Annotated in this window: 16 protein-coding genes, 1 other RNA gene and 1 pseudogene; 6 read left to right on the forward strand and 12 right to left on the reverse strand. The window is 56.8% G+C overall.

All coding sequences use genetic code 11. The features are described from left to right. Positions 1–2 precede the first annotated feature (2 nt). Together HBH25_RS19570 and HBH25_RS19575 are read right to left on the reverse strand one after the other, a co-directional pair. On the reverse strand, positions 3–1,178 hold the full coding sequence (locus tag HBH25_RS19570) for a DUF3696 domain-containing protein (protein ID WP_168085621.1): 1,176 nt from the start codon (positions 1,176–1,178) through the stop codon (positions 3–5). Further along, positions 1,175–2,590 carry a DUF262 domain-containing protein gene (locus HBH25_RS19575; protein ID WP_168085622.1) on the reverse strand — a complete coding sequence of 472 codons (1,416 nt, stop codon included), beginning with the start codon at positions 2,588–2,590 and terminating at the stop codon, positions 1,175–1,177. Before HBH25_RS19575 ends, HBH25_RS19570 begins: the two co-directional genes overlap by 4 nt. A gap of 1,711 nt (positions 2,591–4,301) precedes the next feature. On the opposite strand from HBH25_RS19575, the gene HBH25_RS19580 reads away from it, so the two are divergent. Continuing rightward, on the forward strand, positions 4,302–5,831 hold the full coding sequence (locus HBH25_RS19580; protein WP_168085623.1) for a site-specific DNA-methyltransferase: 1,530 nt from the start codon (positions 4,302–4,304) through the stop codon (positions 5,829–5,831). Between the two features lie 11 nt (positions 5,832–5,842). Next, positions 5,843–8,515, forward strand: coding sequence for a DEAD/DEAH box helicase (locus HBH25_RS19585; RefSeq protein WP_218585506.1), 2,673 nt, complete (start codon positions 5,843–5,845; stop codon positions 8,513–8,515). Positions 8,516–8,930: 415 nt separating this feature from the next. Here HBH25_RS19585 and HBH25_RS19590 read toward each other — a convergent pair whose 3' ends face one another. The 8 genes and pseudogenes from HBH25_RS19590 to smpB all read right to left on the reverse strand — a co-directional run bounded on the left by HBH25_RS19590 (position 8,931) and on the right by smpB (position 18,685). Next, positions 8,931–10,748 (reverse strand): hypothetical protein, encoded by a 1,818-nt coding sequence (locus tag HBH25_RS19590; RefSeq protein WP_195755894.1) that lies wholly within the window; start codon positions 10,746–10,748, stop codon positions 8,931–8,933. Between the two features lie 479 nt (positions 10,749–11,227). Continuing rightward, positions 11,228–11,627, reverse strand: a transfer-messenger RNA (tmRNA) gene (ssrA, locus tag HBH25_RS19595). Positions 11,628–11,709: 82 nt separating this feature from the next. Then, entirely contained in the window at positions 11,710–11,997 is a 288-nt protein-coding gene (locus tag HBH25_RS19600) for a hypothetical protein (RefSeq protein WP_168085625.1), read from the reverse strand. 196 nt (positions 11,998–12,193) lie between these two features. Further along, positions 12,194–15,001, reverse strand: a pseudogene (locus tag HBH25_RS19605) (FAD-binding and (Fe-S)-binding domain-containing protein); the annotation flags it as partial. Then, entirely contained in the window at positions 14,998–15,669 is a 672-nt protein-coding gene (locus HBH25_RS19610) for a LutC/YkgG family protein (RefSeq protein ID WP_168085627.1), read from the reverse strand. The gene HBH25_RS19610 and the pseudogene HBH25_RS19605, both read right to left, overlap by 4 nt. Next, positions 15,666–17,117, reverse strand: coding sequence for a LutB/LldF family L-lactate oxidation iron-sulfur protein (locus HBH25_RS19615; protein WP_168085628.1), 1,452 nt, complete (start codon positions 17,115–17,117; stop codon positions 15,666–15,668). The genes HBH25_RS19610 and HBH25_RS19615 overlap by 4 nt, the downstream gene beginning before the upstream one ends. Continuing rightward, complete coding sequence (locus tag HBH25_RS19620) at positions 17,114–17,938, reverse strand: (Fe-S)-binding protein (RefSeq protein ID WP_168085629.1); 825 nt, start codon at positions 17,936–17,938, stop codon at positions 17,114–17,116. Before HBH25_RS19620 ends, HBH25_RS19615 begins: the two co-directional genes overlap by 4 nt. A gap of 261 nt (positions 17,939–18,199) precedes the next feature. Next, positions 18,200–18,685, reverse strand: a complete 486-nt coding sequence (gene smpB, locus HBH25_RS19625) for an SsrA-binding protein SmpB (protein WP_168085630.1) — start codon at positions 18,683–18,685, stop codon at positions 18,200–18,202. A 134-nt stretch (positions 18,686–18,819) separates the two neighbouring features. On the opposite strand from smpB, the gene HBH25_RS19630 reads away from it, so the two are divergent. Next, positions 18,820–20,223 (forward strand): sodium-dependent transporter, encoded by a 1,404-nt coding sequence (locus HBH25_RS19630; RefSeq protein ID WP_168085631.1) that lies wholly within the window; start codon positions 18,820–18,822, stop codon positions 20,221–20,223. Positions 20,224–20,230: 7 nt separating this feature from the next. Continuing rightward, entirely contained in the window at positions 20,231–20,665 is a 435-nt protein-coding gene (locus HBH25_RS19635) for a type II toxin-antitoxin system RatA family toxin (protein WP_168085632.1), read from the forward strand. 74 nt (positions 20,666–20,739) lie between these two features. On the opposite strand, the gene HBH25_RS19640 is transcribed toward HBH25_RS19635, so the two are convergent. Beyond that, positions 20,740–21,264 carry an outer membrane protein assembly factor BamE gene (locus HBH25_RS19640; protein ID WP_168085633.1) on the reverse strand — a complete coding sequence of 175 codons (525 nt, stop codon included), beginning with the start codon at positions 21,262–21,264 and terminating at the stop codon, positions 20,740–20,742. A gap of 97 nt (positions 21,265–21,361) precedes the next feature. Between HBH25_RS19640 and fur the strand changes: the two genes are divergently transcribed. Continuing rightward, positions 21,362–21,775 (forward strand): ferric iron uptake transcriptional regulator, encoded by a 414-nt coding sequence (gene fur / locus HBH25_RS19645; RefSeq protein WP_168085634.1) that lies wholly within the window; start codon positions 21,362–21,364, stop codon positions 21,773–21,775. A 145-nt stretch (positions 21,776–21,920) separates the two neighbouring features. Here the strand turns inward: fur and recN are convergent, their stop codons facing one another. After that, positions 21,921–23,594, reverse strand: a complete 1,674-nt coding sequence (recN, locus tag HBH25_RS19650) for a DNA repair protein RecN (protein WP_168085635.1) — start codon at positions 23,592–23,594, stop codon at positions 21,921–21,923. Positions 23,595–23,801: 207 nt separating this feature from the next. On the opposite strand from recN, the gene grpE reads away from it, so the two are divergent. Beyond that, the gene (grpE, locus tag HBH25_RS19655) at positions 23,802–24,368 is read left to right on the forward strand and encodes a nucleotide exchange factor GrpE (protein ID WP_168085636.1); all 567 of its coding nucleotides are present in this window, start codon (positions 23,802–23,804) and stop codon (positions 24,366–24,368) included. Positions 24,369–24,460 lie beyond the last annotated feature (92 nt).

Raw genomic sequence — 24,460 nt, forward strand, 5'->3', positions numbered from 1 at the left:
GCTTACTCTGGGTTTGATCGTTTGGCCCGACGCGCTTTCATAAGCTCTGTGAGGTCTCGGCCCTGTTGGTCAAAGAAACCAATTGGCCATGCACTAAGTTCAGCCAGTGCATCTACGGAAATATTATTTATTTGGGGTTGAGTATTTCCATCCTCTGAAGAAAAGAAGAATAAGCCGATATTACTATGGTCGATACCGCCGTGGATAGCGGCGAGACGTACACCGTTGATCACATTTTCGGAGTGAGTTTCAACAACTACTTGGACCCCTGCACTTGCAACAGTCGCTAGAAATTGGCCAACTGCTGATTGTGCAGCAGGATGCAAATGCGCCTCAGGATTTTCAACGATCAGCATGGAGCCCGCAGGAGCCAGTAGCCCGCTAACTACTATCGGAAGCACGTAGCTGATGCCGAACCCCGTATTAGTCGGTGATAGAGGAGCAACTGGTGATCCGGCTTTTTCAATGCTTAACCTCACTCGATTGATCTCTGGATAGCTTTGAGTTATTAAGCGAACATTTGGGACCAAGAGCCTCATCCAGCCTTCAAGTTGAATCTTGAATAGATCTGACCCTTCGACAATACAGAGATGCTCATGAACTGGCAGGTTCTCAGCGCGTGCAATGGCGTCGGCCGTGTGTTCACCTGCCATACCTGTGTTAATGAAGTTTTCATCAGAGACTTCACCCAAGTCTCTAGGGCCATTACGCTCAGCGATAAGGTAGTGGAACTCACCAGAAAACACCGGGAGAGTACCTCCTCTGTTAAGCATTGCACTCGAGCTTGAGCCCGCATGATGGCCAGTGACTGTTACAGATGCTACCGTGTCTACGATAAAAGTTACAGACACAGATTGTTCTGGGGTGTCCGAAGATTGTACACCTATCTCGATTTTATTGGACTCGAGTTCAGCATTTGTAAGAGTTAAAGTATTCCCTAGTGCCAGCCTATAAGGACCATTTAAACGTACGGGAAAGTCCGCAGCAGTGCCGGCAGTGAGCGCCCCAAGATCATCAAGCACGCGCAACTGATCGGCTGCCTGCCTTAGGAGTAATAGCGATTGAATCATGCTGGATTTGCCGACGCCGTTTCCACCACTTATGACGGTTATCGGTTTTAGCGGCAGTTTTACATCTTTGAAACACTTAAAATTACGTATGGTAAGCTCGCCAATCATAGAAGGTACTCATCACAAATGTTTTTAACAGCCGAAAAGCTGTATGACAGGCGCTTCCTGTCGTTAGTGCCAGAAGTTACCGAGTCAAAAAAAGTAGGATCTGATTTCAGGGCTTGAGCGAGATGAATGGCGAGCTGGCCCGGCGCTAAAGCTTTTACACTAGCTTCAGAGTATTCAGTTAAAGCGGTAGACCAAGTTGTAAATAAGGCGTTATTTATTAATCTTCGCCGCGCGCCCTTAACAAGGTCTTCTGGCAGGCATTTTCGGAAAGCGAAAGGGCCAAACAGATAGGCGGCGTTATCCATCGATTGTAGAAAATCGTTGGTGACTTTTTGTACTAGTTCATCGGGAGCGTTGTTGAGGGTGTCCACTGCTTGGTCTAAAAAACGATCCATATTGCCCTGATACTCACCTAGGACTTCTAGGTGAGAAAGTCGAAAGGCGAGGGAGCGTAGAACTAATTCTTGATCCTGCATGCGCACGCTGCCAACACTTTCGCATGTTGCTTGTAAAAATGCGTCTGATTTTGAGAGTTTACCGATCAAGTTCCGAGTGGTAGCTGATGACATGCAGTTTCGGATCTCTTGTGCGTTAAGTGGTCGGCCGCCTTGGTTAATCCTCTTAAAAATATCAAATTTTACATCGGCGGGTGTTTGTGGATCGATGATGTTCATCATGATCTGTGTTTGGATAATCCGCTTCCTGTAGCGCTGGTCTATGCACTCATCAGGAGAGTCGGCTCTAAAAACCTTGCCCTCTTCTTCTTTTAGATATTCTAGGTTCTTGAGTCGAAATTTGTTATCTAGAAATTGACGGATTACGGTTAGTCGCTGTAATCCATCTACTACATGAAGGCGTCCAGTTTTGTCTTGTGCCATATAGAAGACGGGTAGAGGAATCCGAAGCATAATTGATTCAATGAGCCTGGATCTGGCCCCGATATCCGTCCAAACGAATTGGCGCTGAAAGTCGGGAGATAAATTTATATCTCCATCTTTTATCATTTCGTAGACTAAGCTGATATTAAAAGGTTTCGTGTCGACGCGGATGGTTTCAGGGTCATAAGGGAAAGTATTTAACTCGGCGGGGTCGTCTGGGTTCGATTCCGAAAACTCCACCCCACCTGCTTCTTGAAGGGCAACTTCGGAAAATACTGCAAGGAACTGCTCAGTGATTTCCTCGCTTGTAGATGAGATAGGAGCTGAGGCTGAGGCGTCAATCCGGCCGTCAGTATTCTGGACGATAGAAACTTCTGGCGCTCCCAGAGCGGACCGCCACACAGTCGCCCCCCCCGAATCGCCATCGCCTTTAACGAGCACGACTGAAGTCTGTCCGTTGTTTTCAGTTCGCAGCTTTAGCAGCAAGATGTCACTCCAAGGCTTAGCTAGATAAGCCCATTTTAGGTTAAACACGAGAGCGCCGCGAGTCACGGCATGAGTCCGATGTGTGATGATGCTTACAAACGAAGGCACACTTCAAGGTGTAAAGCCTCTCAATCAATGACTCGAGATCGAGCTGAGCATTAGCGAGGTCAGTCTGCAGGTCCTGATAGTCAGCCGGAGGTCCGGTGATTCTAGCTTGGTGGCCTGGCAGCAGTAAGCCAGCAATCAGATTTCAGCGCCTATTCCCGCATTCTCCAGGTCATCCGCAGGTTTTGTCTGTCAAGTGATAGGGTGGGCTAGGAGCTTCAGCTTCAGACCTTTGGATAACCGGCGCCCTTGTGGCCTGGAAAGACTGGGCTGATGAAGCATCTCGTCCGTCTGGTAAATTGATGGAGAGCACTAAGCGTAACCTTTCGCTCTGGAGAGTCGCAGCGTGGCCTTTTAGCACGACCAGCAATCGGCGAAAGGCAGACCGTAGGCACTCTGTCGGCTCGCCAGTAATGTGAGCAGGGATCATGCAGTTGGCTTAACGATTAGGGAGAAAAAACAAACACTATGACAACCGACCGTCACTTACGGACGTTACCGTCATAGCGATTTCTCGCCTAATCGATGATTCCCAGAGTGAAAAGCGTGAGCCCACTCACCCTGATATCGAATTCCGAATCGACCAAGCCAATTTCACTTCCACTGATTCTGGCAGGTTGAGTAGCAAGCCCATTGGAAAATCAAAACGGGTGCTTGGTACCCTGGGTTGGGTGCTGTTGAATCATCCCAGGGCTGGCGAGTTACTTCTTTCGGAGCTCATTTCCACTGTCCAAGGCTATGGAGGCGTTCGCCCCGCCTCCATCAGCTACTGCGGTTCTGAAGCAGCACAAACCTTACTACCGTCTTTGCCGAGCAAGGCTGGGATCTTTTGTCGGACGGCTCACCTCAGCCACAAGTACTAGGCTAACTGACTGGCAAGGCTATTACCACGGCACTGCAGGCATATGCTGACCGCGTGCGACGCGGTTCTCTGGACAGCCCGGTGCTAGCTGGCACAGCCACAGACCTATCAGAGGCAACAGCGGCTCATGTGCTTGTGGAAAAATGGGGCTCGTTCACACCGTCAGATCGGTCAATTCAACCTCAACATTTGCCAATGAACGGAAGCTGTGCACCCTAGCGGTGGTGATTGCGATACCGCTCTCTGTTCCATAGATGGTCATATTTCATCTTAGCAACGCGTAGCCAATGGTAACGCCATCTTCACCTCACTCTGCCTGCCTCATTGCAGCCACAGGCTTCGCGTGTGCAGCGGCCACCACTTTTGTAAAAGTCTGGCTCCAGCATAAACCGTCTTCGAGTGCTTAGTAGTGGTTTGATCAAACCGGATACTCCTTACTGAATCCAGTATGACTTGAGTCGATGAGAGGGCTGCGCAGCCCGAAGCCGACCACTGAGTGAGGAGCGGGCTTGCAAAGATCCGGGCAGTGCAACCTGAGGATGCTCCATGGAGCCGTGCCCAAAACTCCGAACGCATGGCGAGGAGAACTATTCCTGAACCTAGTGATTCTGATACCTCTATCCAATCGTGGAGGGCTTTGCTTTGAGGATTAGAGCCATAGATTCACCGGGATTGGGCCCGAGATTCAGGCGTGAAATCGGAGAGGAGTGCTCTCTCGTGGCACATCTGCATTACGGTCGCTACCACAAAACGTTAAGATATCGTCATTTGTACAATTAGGAAGCCCCCCGCATGCCGTTTCTGGATTGGGTGAACAAGAGTCAAGCTCAACGTGAAAGTACAGAGGTTCCATATCACCTCCTAAAGCTCGAATCGGCTCATGGTGATGAGCACGCGTCTAATATGATCATTCAGGGAGATAATTTAATCGCCTTGAAGGCGTTGCACCCTTTTTATGCTGGTCAAGTTAAATGTATTTATATTGATCCGCCTTATAATACTCAAAGCGCTTTTGAACATTATGATGACAAGCTAGAGCATAGTCAGTGGTTGTGTATGATGTATCCACGGCTTGTTCTTTTGAGAGATCTTTTGGCAAGTGATGGAAGTATCTGGATTTCTATTGATGATCGGGAGGCGCATTATCTAAAGGTTATGTTGGACGAGATTTTTGGCCGGCAGTCTTTTATCGCATCAAACGTCTGGCAGAAAAGGTACTCCCGAGAAAATAGAGAAGCGATTGGTGACGTTCACGAATATATTTTCGTTTATGCCAAAGATGCCAGTAAATTTAAGGCTACTCGCAACAAGGTCGCTCTCGACGAGCTTCAGGCGAAAATTTACAGAAATCCAGAGAACTCCAAGGAAACTGACCCCGCGAAGCGCTGGCGTGGTTTACCGATGACGGCACAAGGGTTTCGACCGAATCAGATGTATCCAATCGTTGCACCGAATGGCTCCGTACATCGACCTCCTGAAGGGCGGTGCTGGTCGATGATTGAGTCTGAATTCGAGAAATTTAAAGCTGCTGGAAGGATTTACTGGGGGAAAGATGGTAACGCACAACCCAGCGTTATTCGCTTCCTTTCAGAGGTTGACGGCCTTGTTCCCTGGACATGGTGGACTCATCAGGAAGTCGGTCACACGGACGAGTCCAAAAAGGAGTGCAACATCCTGTTCGGGGCAGATGTGAGTTTTGGCACACCGAAGCCGGAGCGGTTGATTGAGCGAATTTTGCACATTGCGTCTAATACCGGCGACCTTATTTTGGATTCTTGCTTGGGCTCAGGAACTACAGCAGCTGTCGCCCATAAAACGGGCAGAAGATACATCGGCATTGAAATGGGTGAACACGCACAAACCCACTGTGTCCCAAGACTAAAAAAAGTAATTGATGGAGAGGGAGGCGGTATCTCCAAACTTGTTGGATGGCAAGGTGGGGGCGGGTTCCGCTTTTATACAATTGGAGAGCAGATTTTCACCCCGGAAGGAGGTGTAAATCCAGATGTACGATTCGATACCTTGGCGTCTTACCTTTGGCATTTTGAGACAGGTACTCCTGCTTCAAAAACGTTTGACTCCCCAATGTTAGGTGTTCAAGACGGTACTGCGTATTTCCTACTTTTCAACGGGATCTTGGGCGACCGGAGACCCAGTGGCGGAAATGTTTTGACAGGGAAGTTGCTAAAGTGGCTGCTCGAAACATATCCTTTTGATGGCCCCAAAGTCATTTACGGCGAAACGACGAATCGAAGTGAGTCTGAATTGAGCAGTTTGGAAATTTCGTTTAAGCAAATTCCTTACGACATTCGGGCACGCTGAGGACTATTTTAGTGAAGTTAAAAGACTACCAATCTCGTGCACTGACTGCTCTTGAAAGCTTTATTCAGGCGACTAGAACTGATGGCATTGCCACAGCCTGGGAGTCTAATCTCAAGCAACAGGGACGTGCGCTGAACGCGTATGACAAAACTGCATTTGGTGAGACGCCCTGTGTGTGCCTGCGCCTGCCTACAGGTGGCGGAAAAACTATTCTCGGCGCCCACGCGGTGGCAAGAATTGGCAAGAATTTTCGTGATACAGATGCACCTATTGCACTGTGGTTAGTGCCATCAGACACAATTCTTAGTCAAACAGTAGAAGCCCTCAGCAATCCTCGCCACCCGTACCGAGCTGCTTTGGAGAGCTATTTCCCCGGTAACGTCCGAGCCTGTGCTATTGAGGATCTAGGTACGGTAGCTATAGATGCCGGTCGCAAAGCAATCATCATTGTTGCGACAATTCAGACCTTCAGAATTACCGACACGACACTCCGAAATGTCTATGCTGCCGATGAAAAGATTTACCGATTCTTTCAAAATCTACCCGGCGAACTGGCAGGCGGGATGGAGCTTGTTTCCGAAAAAGATCTGGAGAACCAGCCATTTTTAACGTCTGCCGATTTATGTAAACCTAAGGCATCCATAGCTAACTGGCTGTACATGCAACGTCCGATTGTGATCGTTGATGAGGCTCACAATAGCCGAACTCATAATAGTTTCACGACGCTGAAACGATTGAATCCTGCGTGCATCATCGAACTTACTGCCACTCCCATTCCAGGGTCGAATGTTCTCTATCACGTCTCGGCTCTTCAACTGAAGACAGAGCACATGATCAAGCTGCCAATTGTGCTTTCAGAGCATCCGACTGGTTGGCAGAATGCTGTGCATGACGCGTTGCTCACTCGTAAGCAGCTGGAAATTCTTGCGCAGAGTGAAAACGAATACATTCGCCCGATTACGCTTTTTCAAGCAGAGTCGAAAGATCGGGTAGTAACTGTCGAAGTACTTAAACAGTACCTCATGGAAGAGGAAGGCCTGGAAGAAAACCAGATTGCTGTAGCTACCGGAGCGCAAAAAGATCTTGATGGAGTAAACCTTTTTGATCCTGCCTGCCCGATTCGGTGTGTTATCACTGTCGAGGCTTTAAAGGAAGGTTGGGACTGTTCTTTCGCATACGTGCTATGTAGCCTTCAAGAATCGCGTTCTGCGAAAGATGTGGAACAGCTTTTAGGCCGGGTACTTCGCATGCCCTATGCTAAGGAGCGAAAAGACCCAAAGCTGAATCAAGCCTACGCACACATCATCGCTGAAAGTTTTGCATCTGCCGCCAGTCAGCTTACCGACCGAATGGTTGCCAACATGGGCTTTGACCCGTTTGAAGCTGCCATTGCGTTTACGCAGCCAACTGAGCCAGACCTGTTTGGTGATAACGGATCCAGCACCGTTCAAAAACCCAAAGCACCCGAAGCGATTATCAATCTTTTCGAAATGCCTACAGTCCAATTTTCTGCGGAAGTGGCAGCGGTTGTAGAAGTCCGCCCAACCAGCCAAGGTGCGACGGTAATTGTTCGGGGTGAGCTCACTGAAGCTGTGGAGTTTGCTTTAATTGGTTCGCAGGCGAAGAAACATCAGGCTAAGGTCGCCGAGCAGGTCACGCAACAGCGCATGATTCAACAAGCACTTTTAGCGCCGTCAGCACTTGGTGTGCCCTTTGCTCCGCTACCCCAACTGTGTTTGTGGGACGATGATGAGCTTCTGCTGGTGGGTAATGAAACCCTAGCCGAGCTAGGGGGAATGAACCTACTAGGTCAGCAGATTCAGTTGCCCAACTTTAGTATTCGCGAATCTGCTCATACGTTCGAAATCGATATTGACGGGAAGAAGCTTACCTATTCCATGCTCGATGCGCGTCAAATTGAGCTTGATAACGTCTCGAGTAACGCGACGACACAGGACCTGACACGATGGCTCGATCGCGAGTGTCGTCAGGCTGATATCCCTCAGTCGTCTCTTCTGAAATACCTGACCCTTATGGTTCAGCACTTGATGGCGGAGCGAGGCTTCACATTAACAGCCTTACTTCGTGCGAAGCATCAGCTAGCTGACGCAATACATAATGAAATGAATCGTTTGAGAAGGCTTGCCATAAAAGATGGTTTTCAGAAATCGTTACCTAATATGCAGGTTGCCTCTCATGACGATTCGTTCAAACACGAATTTACATTCAAACCTGACCGGTACCCGGCTCGAAATATCTATGCTGGTCGATTCAAATTTAAAAAACATTACTATCCGGCGATTCATGATCTTCGAGAAAAGCGGTTAGATGGTAAGTTTAGTGAGGAGTTTGTTTGCGCTCAAGCGATTGAGGCGAATCCCCATGTAAAACATTGGGTAAGGAATATTGAACGAGAGCCGCGTTTTTCTTTCTGGTTACCAACTGCTACTGACTATTTTTATCCGGATTTTGTCGTTGAATTGACGAATGGGAAAATCCTTGTAATTGAGTATAAAGGCGAACCATATAAAACGAACGATGATTCGCGGGAAAAAAATCAAGTAGGGTCTCAGTGGCAATCTACAAGTAAAGGTAAATGTAGCTTTCTGTTTGCTGTGTTGGTAGACGAACTAGGGAGAGGTGTTCAAAAACAGATAGATGATGCTGTACAGGAATTAATCTAGTAGTGCTTTTAATATTTTGGTTTTCCGGTTCGGGAGCTTAAAGAGAGATGTCACTGCATTGTCCTCGCTGATGCAGTGACATCAGCGAGGCTAAGATGCATAAATGCCGGAAAACACTTCGCTAAATCGCAGCAGGATTCTGCGTTTTAGCGAAGTATAGATTTTGTATAATCGTTCCCGCGTTTTTTGGCAGGTTCGCCGGTGTCAGTCGTACCGTTCCTCCGAATCCAGGCCATTACGGAAGCCCATCTTGCGAGTCACCGTCCCAGCGTAGCGAGGGACGATTAGCCGTAGGAAAGGATCGGCGCTTCACATCACCCAAAGGATCGGCATCGAAGAAATAACCGGTATTGGGAACGAAGGATGCGCGCTCCCCACGATGTAAACGTACAGCTGCCTACTGCGATAGCCGCTGCTACGTGCCTAGGCTCGCCTGCAATTCATCGTGGAACGCTTGTAACTCTTTCAATCTAAAGGTCGTGTGACCACGTTGGGCAGCATCGTGTTGATCCGATGGCGTGCTGCGTGAATGTTCGATGCGCTCTAGCGCGATGATACTGTTTAGATGGTCCATCCGCTGTACCAGCGCCGCTGAGATGGCAGTGATGGCCGTATCTCGGCGCGCAGGGTCGGCAACCGCCAATTTCCGGAGGAACACGCCTATGAAGGCTTTCATCGCCTGAGTGTGCATGTCGTAGGTGCGTTCGATAAGTGCTGTGGTAACGGCCTTTGCCGCCGATTCATTCAAGGGGTTTTCCCCTAGTCCCTTGGGAGCGGGCGCGCTAGGCGATTCGGGCGCAGCGGCAAGCCGGGTCAGCACCTCTGCCGGCAAGTGAAGCTTCTCTAACGGTTGGGTATGTTCAGCCAAGAACTTCATCTGCTCGGGGTGTTCGGCCATGGCGTCCATGTCGATGTCCTTGACACCCAGCTTTTCGAGGATAGCGGCATAGGAGGGCGCGACTGTGTCGGTTGGCCACGGGGCCTGGGGGCCGGTTGGGGAGGTATTCGATTTCGGCGCGGAACGCATTCCTGCCAGTTGCAAAGCGTAGGCTCCGACTGAATCGCGTACTGCTGGCTGATAACCAATGGAGTCTGCAATATGCGAGGGTGAGAGATCGAACGCACGGCGAGAAAGCGCAGACACCATGATATCGATGGCCGCGTCTCGATGGGCAGCATCCGATACCGACAGTTTTTGCAGAACGTCCGCGATCAGATCTTTTATCGGTTGGGTCTGCGCGCCCTTTCCAAAATTCGTAGAGCTGTTCAAGATCTGTTCGGCCATCGACGTCGCGAAGGCATTGGCCGCCAAGGCACCTACAGATTGTGGCGTCGCCTCGGCCGCGCCAGCGATTCGGTCCAACATTCGAACCGGGAGGGCCAGGGATTTCAGCGCCTCTTCATGGTGGGCGAAAAAAGCCAAGCGTTCCGGCTTGTCGGCCACCGCCACGATGTCGGCGCCCTCGAAGCCTAGGTGTTTGAGCATTGGGCCATGCTTGAGAAGCGCGTTTAGCCCGGCTTCGTTGAGGCCCGACGCATTCACGATATCGGCGTGAGATAGCCCTAGTTGCGTCAATTTGACGAAGTTAAAGTACACGAGCCGCTGTTGTATTGGATCACGGGCCGCCAGCGCTTTGAGGTGTTCGCGGGTGACGCCCGCGTACTTACTCAATGTAGGCCCGGCGCCTAGGTAGAAATTTTGCTTCGTCGACATCGTTGACACGGCTGCCTGTTGGAGCCTTTTGTTGACCTCCCCCAGGGTGCTTAGTGGACGTGGCACAGAGGCCGATTTGTCCGATTTGAGGTCTTTAACTGTGTTGGGTGCAGCGTATCCAACGATAGTGGCCAGCACTTTATTCGGCAGGTTCGTCAACGTCGGCGCATGGATCAAGGAGACCAGGGCCTCCTGCCCATGCGCGTTTACCCCCTTGTCGGCTTGGCGTTCCGCGATGAATTTCAAGTGGCCACTGGCACTGATCAACACACGCATATGCGAAGGGTTCAGCGGCGCGCCTTCCTCATCGGGCAAGCGGTTGGCGGGGTATTCGTGCCATTCGTCGCCCTTGCAGGTGATACCGGTGTGCTCAGGCGGCGTGTCGATTCGGGACGAAGCGCCGGTGGGTTCCAGCGCCACGGCGAGTGTGCGTTTTATCCAATTACCGTCGTCGCCCGGTGGCGGATCGATGCTGCCTATCCGTATCGGGCGGTTGCCCAGCAACAGCTTGTTCGGCATCACTGGCGCGGAGGTGTGTTTGGGGGTTGGTGCATTAGCCGCGGCTTGGGCAGGCGCAGAGTGGTCGGCTTCGGCGGCGGGCGTAGTAACTGGGGTTTGAGCAGAGCTATGGATTTTCAAGGCGTTTATCCGGTGGCGGAAGCAATGCCCTTAAGTGGTGATCCGTGCCTGTGGAGTTCCAGCGGGTGCTTGGGAGAGGGTTGTATGAGGGTACATTCCTTGTGTCGGTGAGGGTGTACTGGAGAATGGGGAACGGGTATTTTCGGGGCCGTCGACGACAGTCAAGATAGCTGCAGCGAGGGCGCATCACAGATGCTCAGCCTGGATACCACACCGGCTGGGGCGTTAGGCTTTAGAGGGGCGTCGCGATTTTGGGCCTTGTTCGCGGGCTTTGCCCGCTCCTACATGCCAAAACCTGCGGCATGGATTAAATCGCAGGCACAAAAAAAGACGTCCGTGGACGTCTTTTTTTGATCATTTGGTGGAGCCGGGGGGATTTGAACCCCCGTCCGCCAGTACTCCGCTGTCGGTACTACATGCTTAGCCCGTTCTACTAAGTTAACCCGCGGCCGCCCGAGGGGCAGGGTGCGTTGGGCGAGTCGTGTAAGTTTTAGCCGCGTCGTCCACGACGTACTAGGCGGCGATCCTGTTCTATCTGACAGACGTTTCGGGTTTACAGGCATCCCCTAGCGACTGCTGGTACCGAAGTAGCCAGAAGCTCGGGTTCTAGTCGTCGCAATTAAGCGGCGATTGCGAATTCCCGGCCGTAGTATTTGTCATTGGCAACTATAAAAGTTGCAACAGTGGATTTACGAGTTCTGTTACCAACTCGGCATGCACCTAAAGTTTCATCACCGGCGTCGAATCCTGATCGGCCCCGAACCTGCTGCCAGCGGCGGCAGGTGAGTGAAGCATACGCGCTTTGGTCGGCGAAGTCGACCACCTGCGCAAAGGCAGTGCATCAGTTACCGGCTGCGCCGCCTTTCTTGGTGTAGTTGTCCAGCTGGGTCAGGATCTTGCCAGTATTGGCAATGCAATCCTTGGTATTACCGCGGGCTTGGTCAGCCTTGGCGGCGTCGATCTGGCCACGCATGGTTTTTTCCAAGGCAGGGTTGGTGCCCTTTACGGTGGCCATGGTGTCGTTGATTTTCTGCAGGTTGGCTGCACACAGGTCGTCGGCAGCGAATGCCTGACCAGCCAGCAAAGCCGAAGCGCAGAAAGCAAGGGCAGGGATAAGGGTACGGGTCATGGGCATATCTCCTTGAAAGAAGTCGCGCATTGGCCAATGCCAGGGCGCCAGGGTCGCCCATGCGCTGGGCTTAAACCATTGACCGCTATAACTACGTGCAGGTTCTATTTTTTGTACACGAATTATCAGTGTACGTTGCCTGGTCGATAGCCGCGTGTTCGCCTCCTTTTAGGGCAGTATCCAGGCAGGTAGCGTGCACAGTTTTAGGGCGGGACACGCGGTCTACCAGGTACACCAAGTTGTGGTAATCCACGCCACTGTGCTCGCTCAAGCCCACTTCACAGGTGCGGCTGGTGGACAGGCCTTCGTCGCAGTGCTGCACAGCGCTGCGTAATGTACGCAGGGCATGGGCGTTCAGTGCAGGCTGGGTGAAGCCCTTGTCGCCTGCGAAGCCGCAGCAGTGAATGCCTTCCGGCACTACAACCTGCTGGCTGCAACGCTTGGCAATCTCCAACAGTGCCTGGCTCTGGCCTAAGCGCTGGGTGCTGCAGGTCACGTGAACGGCCACAGGCGCGGCTTGTGGGGTGATGTCCAGTTTGTCCAAGAGGTGGCTATGGATAAATGCCACGGGGTCGTACAGGCTCAGGCGGGTGTCCATGGGCGTGTCTACCAGCCGCAGTGTGCAAGGGCTAGTGTCGCAGTACACCGGGTCCAGGCCGCCCCGGCTGGCTTTCAACAACGCGGCCACCAGTGCCTCCCGCTGGGTATCGCCTTGGGTGGCGTAGCCTTTGGAGGTGAATGGCTGGCCGCAGCACAGGGCTTCCAGGCCTTCGGGGCATATCACCTGGTAGCCGGCTTTCTCCAGTAGCTGGCAGGTTTTTTCCACAAGGGGCGTCTGCTCGCGGTCCGTGGCCGCTGGCCCCATGGCGCGGGCCACGCAGGCGGCCAGGTACACCACCCGGGGGCGGGCGCTTTGGCTTGCCGTGGGGGTGGGCAGGGGCATGGCCGGTTGGGGCATTGTAGGTGGCCAGTGGGGCAGGGCGCCTTTGCTTAGGGTGCGCAGGCGTGCGGCGTAGTGGACTACCCGAGGTGCGCCCAGCAGCCGTTGGGCATTGTCAGCCAGGCGCAGACCCATGCGTGCACCGGCTAGGGCGGTTGTGAAGTGGTCGGCGGCCCAGGTGGCGACGCGTGGGTGCCGGGCGGTGGCGCCGCGCAATTGCCGGATCAGGTCCCCGGTGTTGATGCCGACCGGGCAGCGTTCGGCGCACAGGCCGGTGGCGGCGCAGGTGTCGATGCCTTGGTATTGGAACTGCTGTTCAAGTCGGCTCACGTTTTGCCCGTCGCGGCGGCGTGCCTGAATGTCTCGCCACACCACAATGCGCTGGCGGGGGCTGAGGGTAAGCCCACGGGAGGGGCACACGGGTTCGCAGAAGCCGCATTCAATGCATTTATCCACAAGGGTGTCGGCAGCGGGCATGGGTTTGAGGTGTTTCAGGTGCACCTGTGGGTCTTCGCTCAGCACCACGTCCGGGTTGAGGATGCCGAGCGGGTCCAGCAGGCGTTTGAGGGTCCACATCAGTTGGTAGGCCTGGGTGCCCCATTCCAGTTCCACGAAGGGCGCCATGTTGCGGCCGGTGCCGTGCTCGGCTTTCAACGAACCGCCGAATTCCACGGCCACCAACTGCGCCACGTCGGCCATCAGGGCTTCATAGCGGGCGACCTCTTCTGGCTGGCTGAAGCCTTGGGTGAACACGAAGTGCAGGTTGCCCTCCAAGGCGTGACCGAACAGGATGGCTTCGTCGTAGCGGTGGGTGTCGAGCAGGGCCAGCAAGCGGTTGACGCCTTCGGCCAGGCGCTCTACGGGAAAGGTCACGTCCTCGATGATGACCGTGGTGCCTGTTTCACGCACGGCACCTACGGCAGGGAAGGTGCCTTTGCGGATGGCCCACAGCTGCGCGTATTCAACAGGGTCGGTTGTGAAGGCAATGGATTGTTCTACTTCGAAGGCCGCGAGGGTGGCCATTACCTCCGTCACATGAGCGTGCACCCCTTCCACAGACGTGGCCGCGCATTCAATCAACAGGGCGCAGGCGCCTGGGGATAAGTTTTTGACGAAAGCGGGCATGCCGGGTTTGTGTTGCACCGAGCGCAGGCTGCGGCGGTCTAGCAGCTCCACGGCTTCCACCGGGCAGCAGCGCAGGGCAGTTACAGCAGTGCAGCAGACCTCGACGCTGGGAAATACCACTAGGGCTGTGGCCTTGTGGGGCAGGTCCACCACAGTGTTGTAGGTGATGGCGCTGATAAACCCCAGGGTGCCTTCAGAGCCCACCAGCAGGTGGCTCAAGATATCCACAGGGTCGTGGTAATCCACCAGGGCGTTGAGGCTCAGGCCGGTGGTGTTTTTCAGCCGGTACTTGTGGCGAATGCGTGAAGCCAAGGCGTGGTCGGCACGTACCTGCTCGCCCAGCTGTTGCAGGGTGGCGAGCAGCGGGGCGTGGCTCTGCCGAAAAGCCGACACACTGGGCGGGTGTTCCGTGTCCACGCACGTGCCATCGGCCAGGATCATCCGCAGCCCGGCCAAGGTGTGGTAGGTGTTGTGGGCGGTGCCGCAGCACATGCCGCTGGCGTTGTTGGCCACGATACCGCCTACCTTGCAGGCATTGAGGGAGGCTGGGTCTGGCCCTAGCTTGCGGCCATAGGGCTGGAGCCAGGCATTGGCCTGGGCGCCGATCACGCCGGGTTGCAGACGGATCTGTTCGCCTTGGTGGCGAATGCTGTGGCCGTTCCAGTGATCACCCAGCACCAGCAGCACTGAATCGCTCACAGCCTGCCCGGACAGGCTGGTACCGGCGGCCCGGAAGGTGACGGCCACGCGCTCGGCCGCTGCTGCCCGCAGCAGGTCGATCACTTCGGCTTCGTATTCAACGCGAACCACCAGCTTGGGCAGCAGCCGATAGAAACTGGCATCGGTGCCATAGGCCAGCAGGGCCATGGGGTCGGTGAAGCGGCGTGCCGCAGGAGTCAGCCGTTCAACCGTGGCCATGAACGCGGCCGGCAGGCTCATGCATCCTCCAGAATCATTACCACCAGGTCTTTCGGGCCATGGGCGCCGTAGGCCAGTACCTGTTCGATGTCGGCGGTTTTCGACGGGCCGGACACCAGCAGGGCGTTGGTAGGCATCTGGCTGGCCCAGTTGAACCGCTGCATCACCTCATACAGGTTGCTGTAGATCTCGCTGGCCTTCAGCAGCGCGAAATGCACCGGGGGCACCAGGCTCATCAGCCGGGGCTCGTCGGCGGTGGGCCACAGGATCAGGCTGCCCGTGGCGGCAATGGCACCCAGGGTGCCGGTGAGGCTGGCCGGGGTGTCGTTGAACAGCTCGGCTTTCCACTGTTCGATGGGCCGGTCGTAGGCGTGGGTGTGCGGGGCGTCGGGCAGGTCCTCCCAGGCGCAGAGCAATTGGCGGCCATGGGCGGTGGCGGGGGCAATAAGCAGGCTGTCCACTGCCTTGGTGTGCATCAGTTGGGCGAGCAACAGGGGCCAGCGGCCGGTGGTGGTGACGTGGGTTTCGGTGTGCACCGTTTCCATCAGTTGGCGAAGGCGGGCGATACGTTCTTCGGGTGGGTAGGTCCAGGGCGCAGTCACCAAGGCGGCATCGAAGTTATCCACAATGGGGGCGGTGCCCTGCAGGCTGGCGCGCAATGTGTTGAGGATGCTGTTCCGCGCACTCATGGCGTTTTCCCGTTCAGGTGCTCGGCCGCCAGCTCATGCAGGGACCGGGGCGTAGGCGTTGGCGCGCTGTGGTGCTGCGTCCAGGGGCCTGCGGCGGCAGGGGCCAGTGCGCGCAGGCGTGTGGCCATTTTCAGAAAGGCGCGGTATAGCCGTGGCGAGCTGTTAAGCCGCGCCCAAGTGTTCCAAGCCAGGCGTTCTTTGCGTGAGTATTTGCTGCCTTGGCCGCGCAGCAGCGGGGCACCTTCGGCGGGCGCTTTGACATTCTCTTCCCGCAGGCGGCGCAGCAGGGCCGGGATGGGAATCTTGACCGGGCACACTTCGCCGCAGGCACCGCACAGGGACGAGGCGCTGGGGTGGTCGGGGGCATTTTCCAGGCCCACCATGTGGGGGGTGATGATTTTGCCGATAGGGCCGGGGTACACCTGGCCATAGGTATGGCCACCCACGCGGGTGTACACCGGGCAATGGTTCATGCAGGCGCCGCAGCGGATGCAGTTGAGGGTCTGGCGCAGTTCGCCGTCGGCAAAGGCCTGGCTGCGGCCGTTGTCCAGCAGCACCAGGTGCACTTCCTCGGGGCCGTCCAGCTCCCCGGCCTTGCGCGGGCTGGAGATCATGTTCACGTAGGTGGTGATAGGAATGCCCAGCGCCGAGCGTGTGAGCAGGGACAGCAGCGGCACCACGTCCCGCAGGTTTTCCACCACCTTCTCGATGCCGGTGACCGCAATGTGCACCGGGGGCACGCTGGTAACCATGCGGCCGTTGCCTTCGTTTTCCACCAGCAGCAGAGTGCCCGTTTCGGCGACAGCGAAGTTCACGCCGGACACGCCGATGTCCGCCTCGAAGAACTTCTGCCGCAGCACGCGCCGGCCGATCTGGATCAGCGCATCCACGTCCTGGGTGTACTCCACACCCAGCTTGCGCTCGAACAGGGACGCGACCTGGCCGGCGTTCTTGTGAATAGCGGGCATGATGATGTGGGAGGGTTTTTCGTGGTCCAGCTGCACGATGAACTCGCCCATGTCCGCTTCCAGGCATTCGATGCCTTGGGCGGCCAGCACGTCGTTCATCTCCATTTCCTCGCTGACCATGGACTTGCCCTTGATCACTTGGCGCGCTTCATGGGTAGCCACAATGCCCAGCACAATCTCGTTGGCCTGTTCCACCGTTTCGGCCCAATGCACCTGAATGCCTTGGCGGGTGAGGTTGCGTTCCAGGGTTTCCAGCAGGTCAGGCAGCTTGGAGAGCGCGCGGGCACGAATAGCGTTACCCAAGGTGCGCAGCTGCTCGCGTTCCTCGGCGTCGGCGAAGGCCAGGGCGCGCTTGGTCATGAGCGAATCCATGGCCGTGCGGAAGTTGCCGCGCAGTTGGCTATCGCCCAGGGCTATATGGGCGCGCTCGCGAAAGGTGCTGGGCAGTTCCAGAGCCGGAATACGGGTGGCGGTGTTCATTGGGCACCCCCGGTGCGTTGCCACAGAAAACTGGCCAGGTGTTGCCCGCGCAGGGGCTGCTGTTGTTTTTCCAGGGCACCGTTGATGTTCATCAGGCAGCCGCAATCGGCGGTGATGACCTGGTCGGCACCGGAATCCATCAGGTAGCGGGTTTTGTCGGCGACCATGGCGCCGGAAATGTCCGGCATGCGCACGCTGAACGTGCCGCCGAACCCGCAGCATTCGCTTTCGTGGCTGTGGTCCACCCGCTCCACCTGGCTCAATTGGGCTAGCAGTGCGCGGCCGTGCAGGTGCGTGTTCATTTCGCGGCGGGCCGAGCAGGAGGTGTGCAGCGCGACCTTGAGGGGGGCACCTTGGTCGTTGAGGGTGACCTGGCACACGTGCAGCAGGAACTCCGCCAGCTCATAGGTACGGTCGGCCAGGGCCTGGGCTTGTTCACGCCGTACCGGGTCGCCCTTGAACAAGGTAGGGTAGTGCTCGCGAAACATGCCCGCGCAGGAGCCGGACGGCACCACCACCGGCCAGGGCTCGGCAAACAGCGCCAACTGTGCGGCAGCCACGGTACGGGCCTGGTCGGTGTAGCCACTGGTGTAGGCCGGCTGGCCGCAGCAGCTTTGGCCTTGGGGGTAGTTAACAGTGATGCCTTCGCGCTCCAGCAGCCGGATCGCGTCCAGGCCTGCGCTGGGGAAGAAAATATCCACTACACAGGTGCCGAACAGGTACACCCGGGCGGGCTTGGCCGTGGGATACGTTCGCGGAGGCGCTACAGGGGCGGCCACGCGGGTCGCGTTGGGCGCGGCGTTGTAATAGAGCTCGCTCATCAGGTGTGTGCTCCGCAGTGGCCCGGTTTGTTATAGGTAGGCGCGGGCGCGTTTGGCTCGAATGGGGGCTGCCCATTCACACGTGCTGATGTGAGGTTAGTTCGACCTTGAGCGACGTTCTAGTGAGATTGCGAGGATAGGCCGCTGTAGGCGCGTGCGAAAGCGTGTTCGCAGGCTGTCGCCAGCTCCCACAGAGCGCGGCGCGTGCGAAGCGCGCGAAAGCGGTGTTCGCGCGCCCACATGGAAACAAAGTGCGAAGGGCTATTCGTCGCCCTTGCCCTTGTTGCGCACGGCGCGCTGGATCTCGCGGGCAGAATCGCGTTCGCGCTCGGTGTCGCGCTTGTCGTATTCCTTTTTGCCCTTGCCCAGTGCAATTTCGCACTTGATCAGGTGCTTGCTCCAGTACAGCGCGGTACACACGGCGGCGTAGCCTTTCTGCTGTACCGAGGAATGCAGACGCTCCAGCTCTTTCTTGTTGAGCAGCAGCTTGCGCGTACGGGTAGGGTCCGCAATCACATGGGTGCTGGCGGCGGTGAGCGGCGTGAAGTGCGAGCCGAACAACCAGGCTTCGCCATCCTTGAGCAGCACATAGCTGTCGACCAGCTGCGCCTTGCCCGCCCGCAGGCTTTTGACTTCCCAACCGGCGAGTACCAGCCCCGCTTCGAAGCGGTGCTCGATGAAATAGTCGTGCCGCGCTTTCTTGTTCAGCGCGATTGTCCCCGTAGGGTGCTTCTTTTGCTTGGCCATAGGGCGCGCATTATAGGGGCAACTTTGGCGCTCGGCTATGGCCTGGGCGTGTTTCAAAGCGATTACAGCAGGTTGAGCCGCCACGACGAATCCCGGACAATGCGCGCTCATTTTTGTTCAGGGGCAGTAAACGGATGTCGAGTGAAAAGGTATCCGTCCATGGAAGCTGGGCCAGCCGCTGGGTATTCATCCTGGCAGCTACCGGTTCTGCGGTCGGGCTGGGTAGCATCTGGAAATTCCCTTACATGGTGGGCGAGTACGGCGGCGGTGCGTTCGTACTGGTGTTCCTGGCGTGTATTGCGCTGATCGGCGTGCCGGTGATGCTGGCCGAAACCCTGATCGGCCGCCGTGCCCGGCAAAGCCCGGCCAATGCCCTGGCTGCCCTGGCGCGGGACGTAGGCCAGCCTGCGGCCTGGTCTTGGGCGGCCTTCGCCGGCATGCTCACGGCCTTGCTGATCCTGTCCTTCTATAGCGTGGTGGGCGGGTGGTCGTTCGACTACATCCTGGACATGGCCAAAGGGGATTTCCAAGGTGTCACGCCTGACCAGGTAGGGGCCTATTTCGGCAATGTGATCGGGGACCCGCTGCGACTGATCTTCTGGCACAGCGTGTTCATGTTCACCTCGGCCGTGGTGATCGCCAAAGGCGTGGTCGGGGGGCTGGAGCGCAGCCTGCGCATCATGATGCCCCTGCTGTTCGTACTGTTGTTGGTGCTGCTGGGTTACAGCATGACCACCGGGCACTTCATGCAAGGCCTGCATTTCATGTTTGACTTTGACGCCAGCAAGGTGCTGGACGGGTTGCTGCCCGCCATGGGCCATGCGTTCTTTTCCCTGAGCGTGGGCGTGGGCTCGATCATGATTTACGGGGCTTACATGCCCAAAAGCGCGTCCATTGGCGGCACTATCGTTTCCGTGGCCCTGCTGGACACCTTCGTATCGCTGTTGGCAGGCGTTGCACTGTTCCCCATCGTGTTCGCAGCCGGGCTGAATCCCAGCGAAGGGCCGGGCCTGATGTTCGTAACCCTGCCTTATGCCTTCGGTAGCGTTCCCTTCGGCCAGGTCATGGGCGTGGTGTTCTTTATTCTGGTAGGTGTCGCTGCCTGGAGCTCAGCCATTTCGCTGCTCGAACCCATGGTGGCGTACCTGGTGGAGCGGCACAAAATCTCTCGCGCCTGGGTCTCCACCTGGCTGGCGCTGGCCTGCTGGCTGTTCGGCCTGGGCACCGTGTTTTCCTTCAACCTGTGGAAGGAAGCCAAATTTTTCGTGAACGATGCCGCCGGCTTTCACCTCTATCAATGGGGAGCCCAGGCAGGCCTGGACTTCTTTGGGGTGGTGGATTTCTTCACCTCACGAATCATGCTTCCGCTCGGCGGGCTGTGCTTTGCGGTATTCGCCGGCTGGGTGATGGGGCGCGCTGCGGTGCGCGACGAGCTGGCCATGCGGCATCCGCTGGCCTTCGAGGCGACCTTCTTTTTGATGCGCTATGTGGCGCCGTGCGGCATCCTCATCGTATTTGCTGCCCAGCTTTGGAAATGACGCGTCCATGACAACCCATATTCAACGTTCCGCCCTGCTTCCTTATCCCGCCCAGGCCCTGTACGACTTGGTGAACGACGTTGCGCGCTACCCGGAATTCCTGCCGTGGTGTTCGTCCACCAAGGTGCTGGACAGCACGCCAACGTCCATGCGCGCCAGCCTGGAGGTGGCCAAGGGTGGCCTGAGCCAGCGCCTGGTAACTCGCAACGAGCTGGTGCCGGGCGAGCGCATCGAGATGAACCTGGAGGAGGGGCCCTTCACCCAGTTGCATGGCATCTGGGTATTCAAGCCATTGGGTGAGAAAGCCTGCAAGATCAGCCTGGACCTGGCCTTCGACTATGACGGCCCGATTGTGCGCGCTACCTTGGGGCCACTGTTCAACCAGGCTGCCAACACGCTAGTGGATGCATTCTGCCAGCGGGCCAAACAGCTCAATGGCTGAGGCCACGAGTTAGCAAAAGCTGAAAGCAAAAAAAAAGCCCGGTGCATTAGCCCGGGCTTTTTTGCAGGTGCCTGTTACCGCGGCGAGCTTTCGATCGGCTGCGGGCTAGGCACGGGAATCGGCTTGGCCTGGTCCACATCACGCTGGATGTCATCAAGCAGCGACCCTGGCTGGGGCGGTGTTTCTGGCTGCTGCTGTGGCTGGGCAGGTGCCTGGTCGGCAGGGGCAGCGCTGTCCTTGCCCAGAATGGCGTCGTCGCGGCTCACACCTGGCATGAAGTCACCCGACAGGCTGGCCAGCTGGTCGTTGCCATTGAAGAACACGCTCACACGCTCCTGCTGCCGACGGGCGCCACCTTGCTGCATGCTGTACAGGTAATCCCAGCGGTTGGGATGGAAGGTGTCCACCAACAGGGGGTTGCCCATGATAAACCGCACTTGCCGCCGGGTCATTCCAGGCCTCAACTGGTCTATCATGTCCTGCGTGACGACATTGCCCTGCTGGATGTCGATCTTATAAACCCCGGGGAACGAACAACCGGCGAGTGCGAGCAGGCTCACGAGGGTGAGGCTGGTAAGCAAGTGCTTGGTGTTTTGCATCGGTGGGCGACTTCCACTATCTTGGCTGGGTCAACAAAGCCCCGATCATACCCGCATTGAATCAAGCTGCGAAGCAGCATCGGCGAGAAAGCTGACCATGGTTGAAAACAACGAATTACGAAAAGCAGGCCTCAAGGTGACCCTTCCACGGGTCAAGATCCTGCAAATGCTTGACTCGGCCGAGCAGCGCCACATGAGCGCTGAGGACGTGTACAAGGCCCTCATGGAAGCGGGAGAAGATGTTGGCCTGGCCACGGTGTACCGTGTACTGACCCAGTTCGAAGCTGCCGGGCTCGTGGTTCGCCATAACTTCGATGGTGGCCATGCGGTGTTCGAACTTGCCGATGGCGGCCACCATGACCACATGGTCGACGTGGAGTCGGGCGAGGTGATCGAGTTCTTCGACAGTGAAATCGAGAAGCGCCAGAAGGAGATCGTGGCCGAGCACGGCTTCGACCTGATGGACCACAACCTGGTGCTGTACGTGCGCAAGCGCAAGTCACTAGGCTGAACCAACGAAAACCCCGCTATCAACGCGGGGTTTTGTTTATTTTGGGTTGGCCTTTCGGCAACAGCGCGCGCAAGGTTCCCGGTCTACGCCTTCGGCTATAGCCGGTCCCGCAGCAAGCAACCGGCTCAAAGCATAGCTTTGCCGATCAACCCTTGGCGCTGACCACCATTTTCTTGGCATGGGCGATGGATTCCTTGGTCAGGTCTACCCCACCCAGCATGCGCGCCACTTCCTCGATACGCTCGGCCCTGGCCAGGCTGCGAACGGCGGTGCGTGTTTCGTCACTGCCACGCAGTTTGTGCACGAACAGGTGATGGTGCCCTTGAGCGGCTACCTGGGGCAGGTGCGTCACGGTCAGCACCTGGCCGCGATCGCCCAGCCGGCGCAGTAACTGGCCCACGATCTCTGCGGTAGGGCCACCAATGCCCACGTCCACTTCGTCGAACACCAAGGTAGGGGTACGCGAAGTTTGAGCAGTGATCACCTGGATGGCCAGGCTGATACGCGACAGCTCGCCCCCCGACGCGACCTTGGCCAGGGACTTGATAGGCTGGCCTGGGTTGGCGCTTACCATCAGCTCTGTGCTTTCCAGGCCATTGGGGTGCAGGTCCTTGCCGTCATGGGGCTTCAATTCGATACGGAAGCGACCGCCGGGCATGCCCAACCGGTGAATTTCTTCTTCCACTGCCCCTGCCAGCCGCTGCGCCGCGTCGGCGCGTAGGGCGCTGAGCTCGACCGCCTTTTCCTGGTAATGCCGGGCAAAGGCTGCCAACTCGCCCTCCAGGCGCTCGATGGACTCATCACACGCTGCCAGGCTTTCCACTTCGTCAAACAGCTTTTGTTGCAGGGCCGCGACTTCGGCCGGCTGAATGCGGTGCTTGCGCGCCAAGGTATAAATAGTGTCCAGGCGCTCTTCGACCAGTTGCAGGCGCGCAGGGTCGGCTTCGAAGTTGTCTACGAAGCGGTTCAGTTCACCCACTGCTTCTTCGACCTGAATCTGAGCCGAGGCCAGCATGTTCGCCGCTTCCTGCAAGGCGCGAGGCGGGTTGTCCACTGAGGTGAGCCGGTTCAGGCAGGCACTGAGTGCGTCCATGATGTTGCCCGCGTCGCTTTCCGAGCACTGCTCCACCACCTGCCGGCTGGTGGCGAACAGCCCCTCGGCATTGGCAAGGTTCCTCTGGGCGTCTTCCAGTTCCTGCAGTTCGTTTTCGCCCAGTGCCAGGTTTTCCAGTTCTTCCAGCTGGTAGCTGAGCAACTGATGGCGCGCACGTTGCTCATCGCTGGTGCTGGATAAGCGGTGAATTTCCTGGCGGGTCTGCCGCCACCGCTGGGCCGCCAGCATCACTTGCCGGGCCAGGTCGCTGGCGCCGGCGAATTCGTCCAGCAGGCGGCGGTGCGTGTCTGGCTTGAGCAAGGTTTGATGCTCGTGCTGGCCATGGATGTCGATCAGCAGCTCACCCAGCGCCTTGAGGTCACCCAGGGGGCTGGGTGTGCCATTGATGTAGGCACGGGAGCGGCCTTCGCTGGTAATCACCCGGCGCAGAATGCAGTGGGCGTCGGTTTCCAGGTCCCGCTCGGCGAGCCAGGCGCGCGCATCGGGGATGTCGGTGACATCGAAGGTCGCCAGCACATCCGCCTTGTCGGCACCAGGGCGTACTACGCCGCTGTCTGCACGGGCACCAAGGGTGAGGCTCAGGGCATCGAGCATGATGGACTTGCCAGCACCTGTTTCACCGGTGATCACGCTCATCCCGCGTTCCAGTTCAAGGTCCAGGTGTTCAACGATGGCGTAGTTGTGAACGGACAGGTGTACCAGCATGGTCACGATCCCCAAGGCGTGAAGGTCTGGTTATTTATACAGTGCTATTGGGGCGCCTGACAATCCCATCTACAGGGCGATCCGATAGCCGTTCAGCGCCCAGCTGTGAATTTGCTCACGCCTCAGCCCTTGAACCTCGCGATCACGGCCCCATATAGCCGGCATCCAGCGAGGTATTGCTCGCCGACGTACTCAAAGGAGAATTCCATGGCTGAAGAAAAGACTCTGGACGAACAGAACCCGGACCTCACCCCGGCACCAGAAGCCACGGGCGACGACCTCGCTGCACAGGTGCAGGCGCTCGAAGAGCAACTGGCCGCCGAAAAAGACAAAGCACTGCGCGTTGCCGCTGATGTGCAGAACATCCGCCGCCGTGCCGAGCAGGATGTGGAAAAGGCGCACAAGTTTGCGCTGGAGAAGTTTGCCGGTGACCTGCTGCCCATCGTCGATAGCCTTGAGCGCGGCCTGGAGCTGTCCAGCGGTGAAGATGAAGCCCTGCGCCCCATGCGCGAAGGCATGCAACTGACCCTGAAAATGTTCGCCGATACCCTCAAGCGCTACGGCGCCGAGTCGGTAGACCCGCACGGCGAGCCGTTCAACGCCGAACACCATCAGGCCATGGCCATGCAGGAAAGCGCCGACGTGGAGCCCAACACCGTACTCAAGGTGTTCCAGAAGGGTTACCAGCTCAACGGTCGCCTGCTGCGCCCGGCCATGGTCGTGGTCAGCAAGCCTGTGGCACCGGCCACGCCTTCGATCGACGAGAAGGCTTGAAATCCGTAAAGCGGCCCCCATCTAGTCGTCAAGCGTTCGAGTGCTACCGCGTACAGCCACCACTGGCGCGGCAACCTAATTCAAAGTGTCGG

Origin of the sequence: Pseudomonas quercus, assembly GCF_012033695.1 — a bacterium.
Classification (GTDB): Bacteria; Pseudomonadota; Gammaproteobacteria; order Pseudomonadales; family Pseudomonadaceae; genus Aquipseudomonas; species Aquipseudomonas quercus.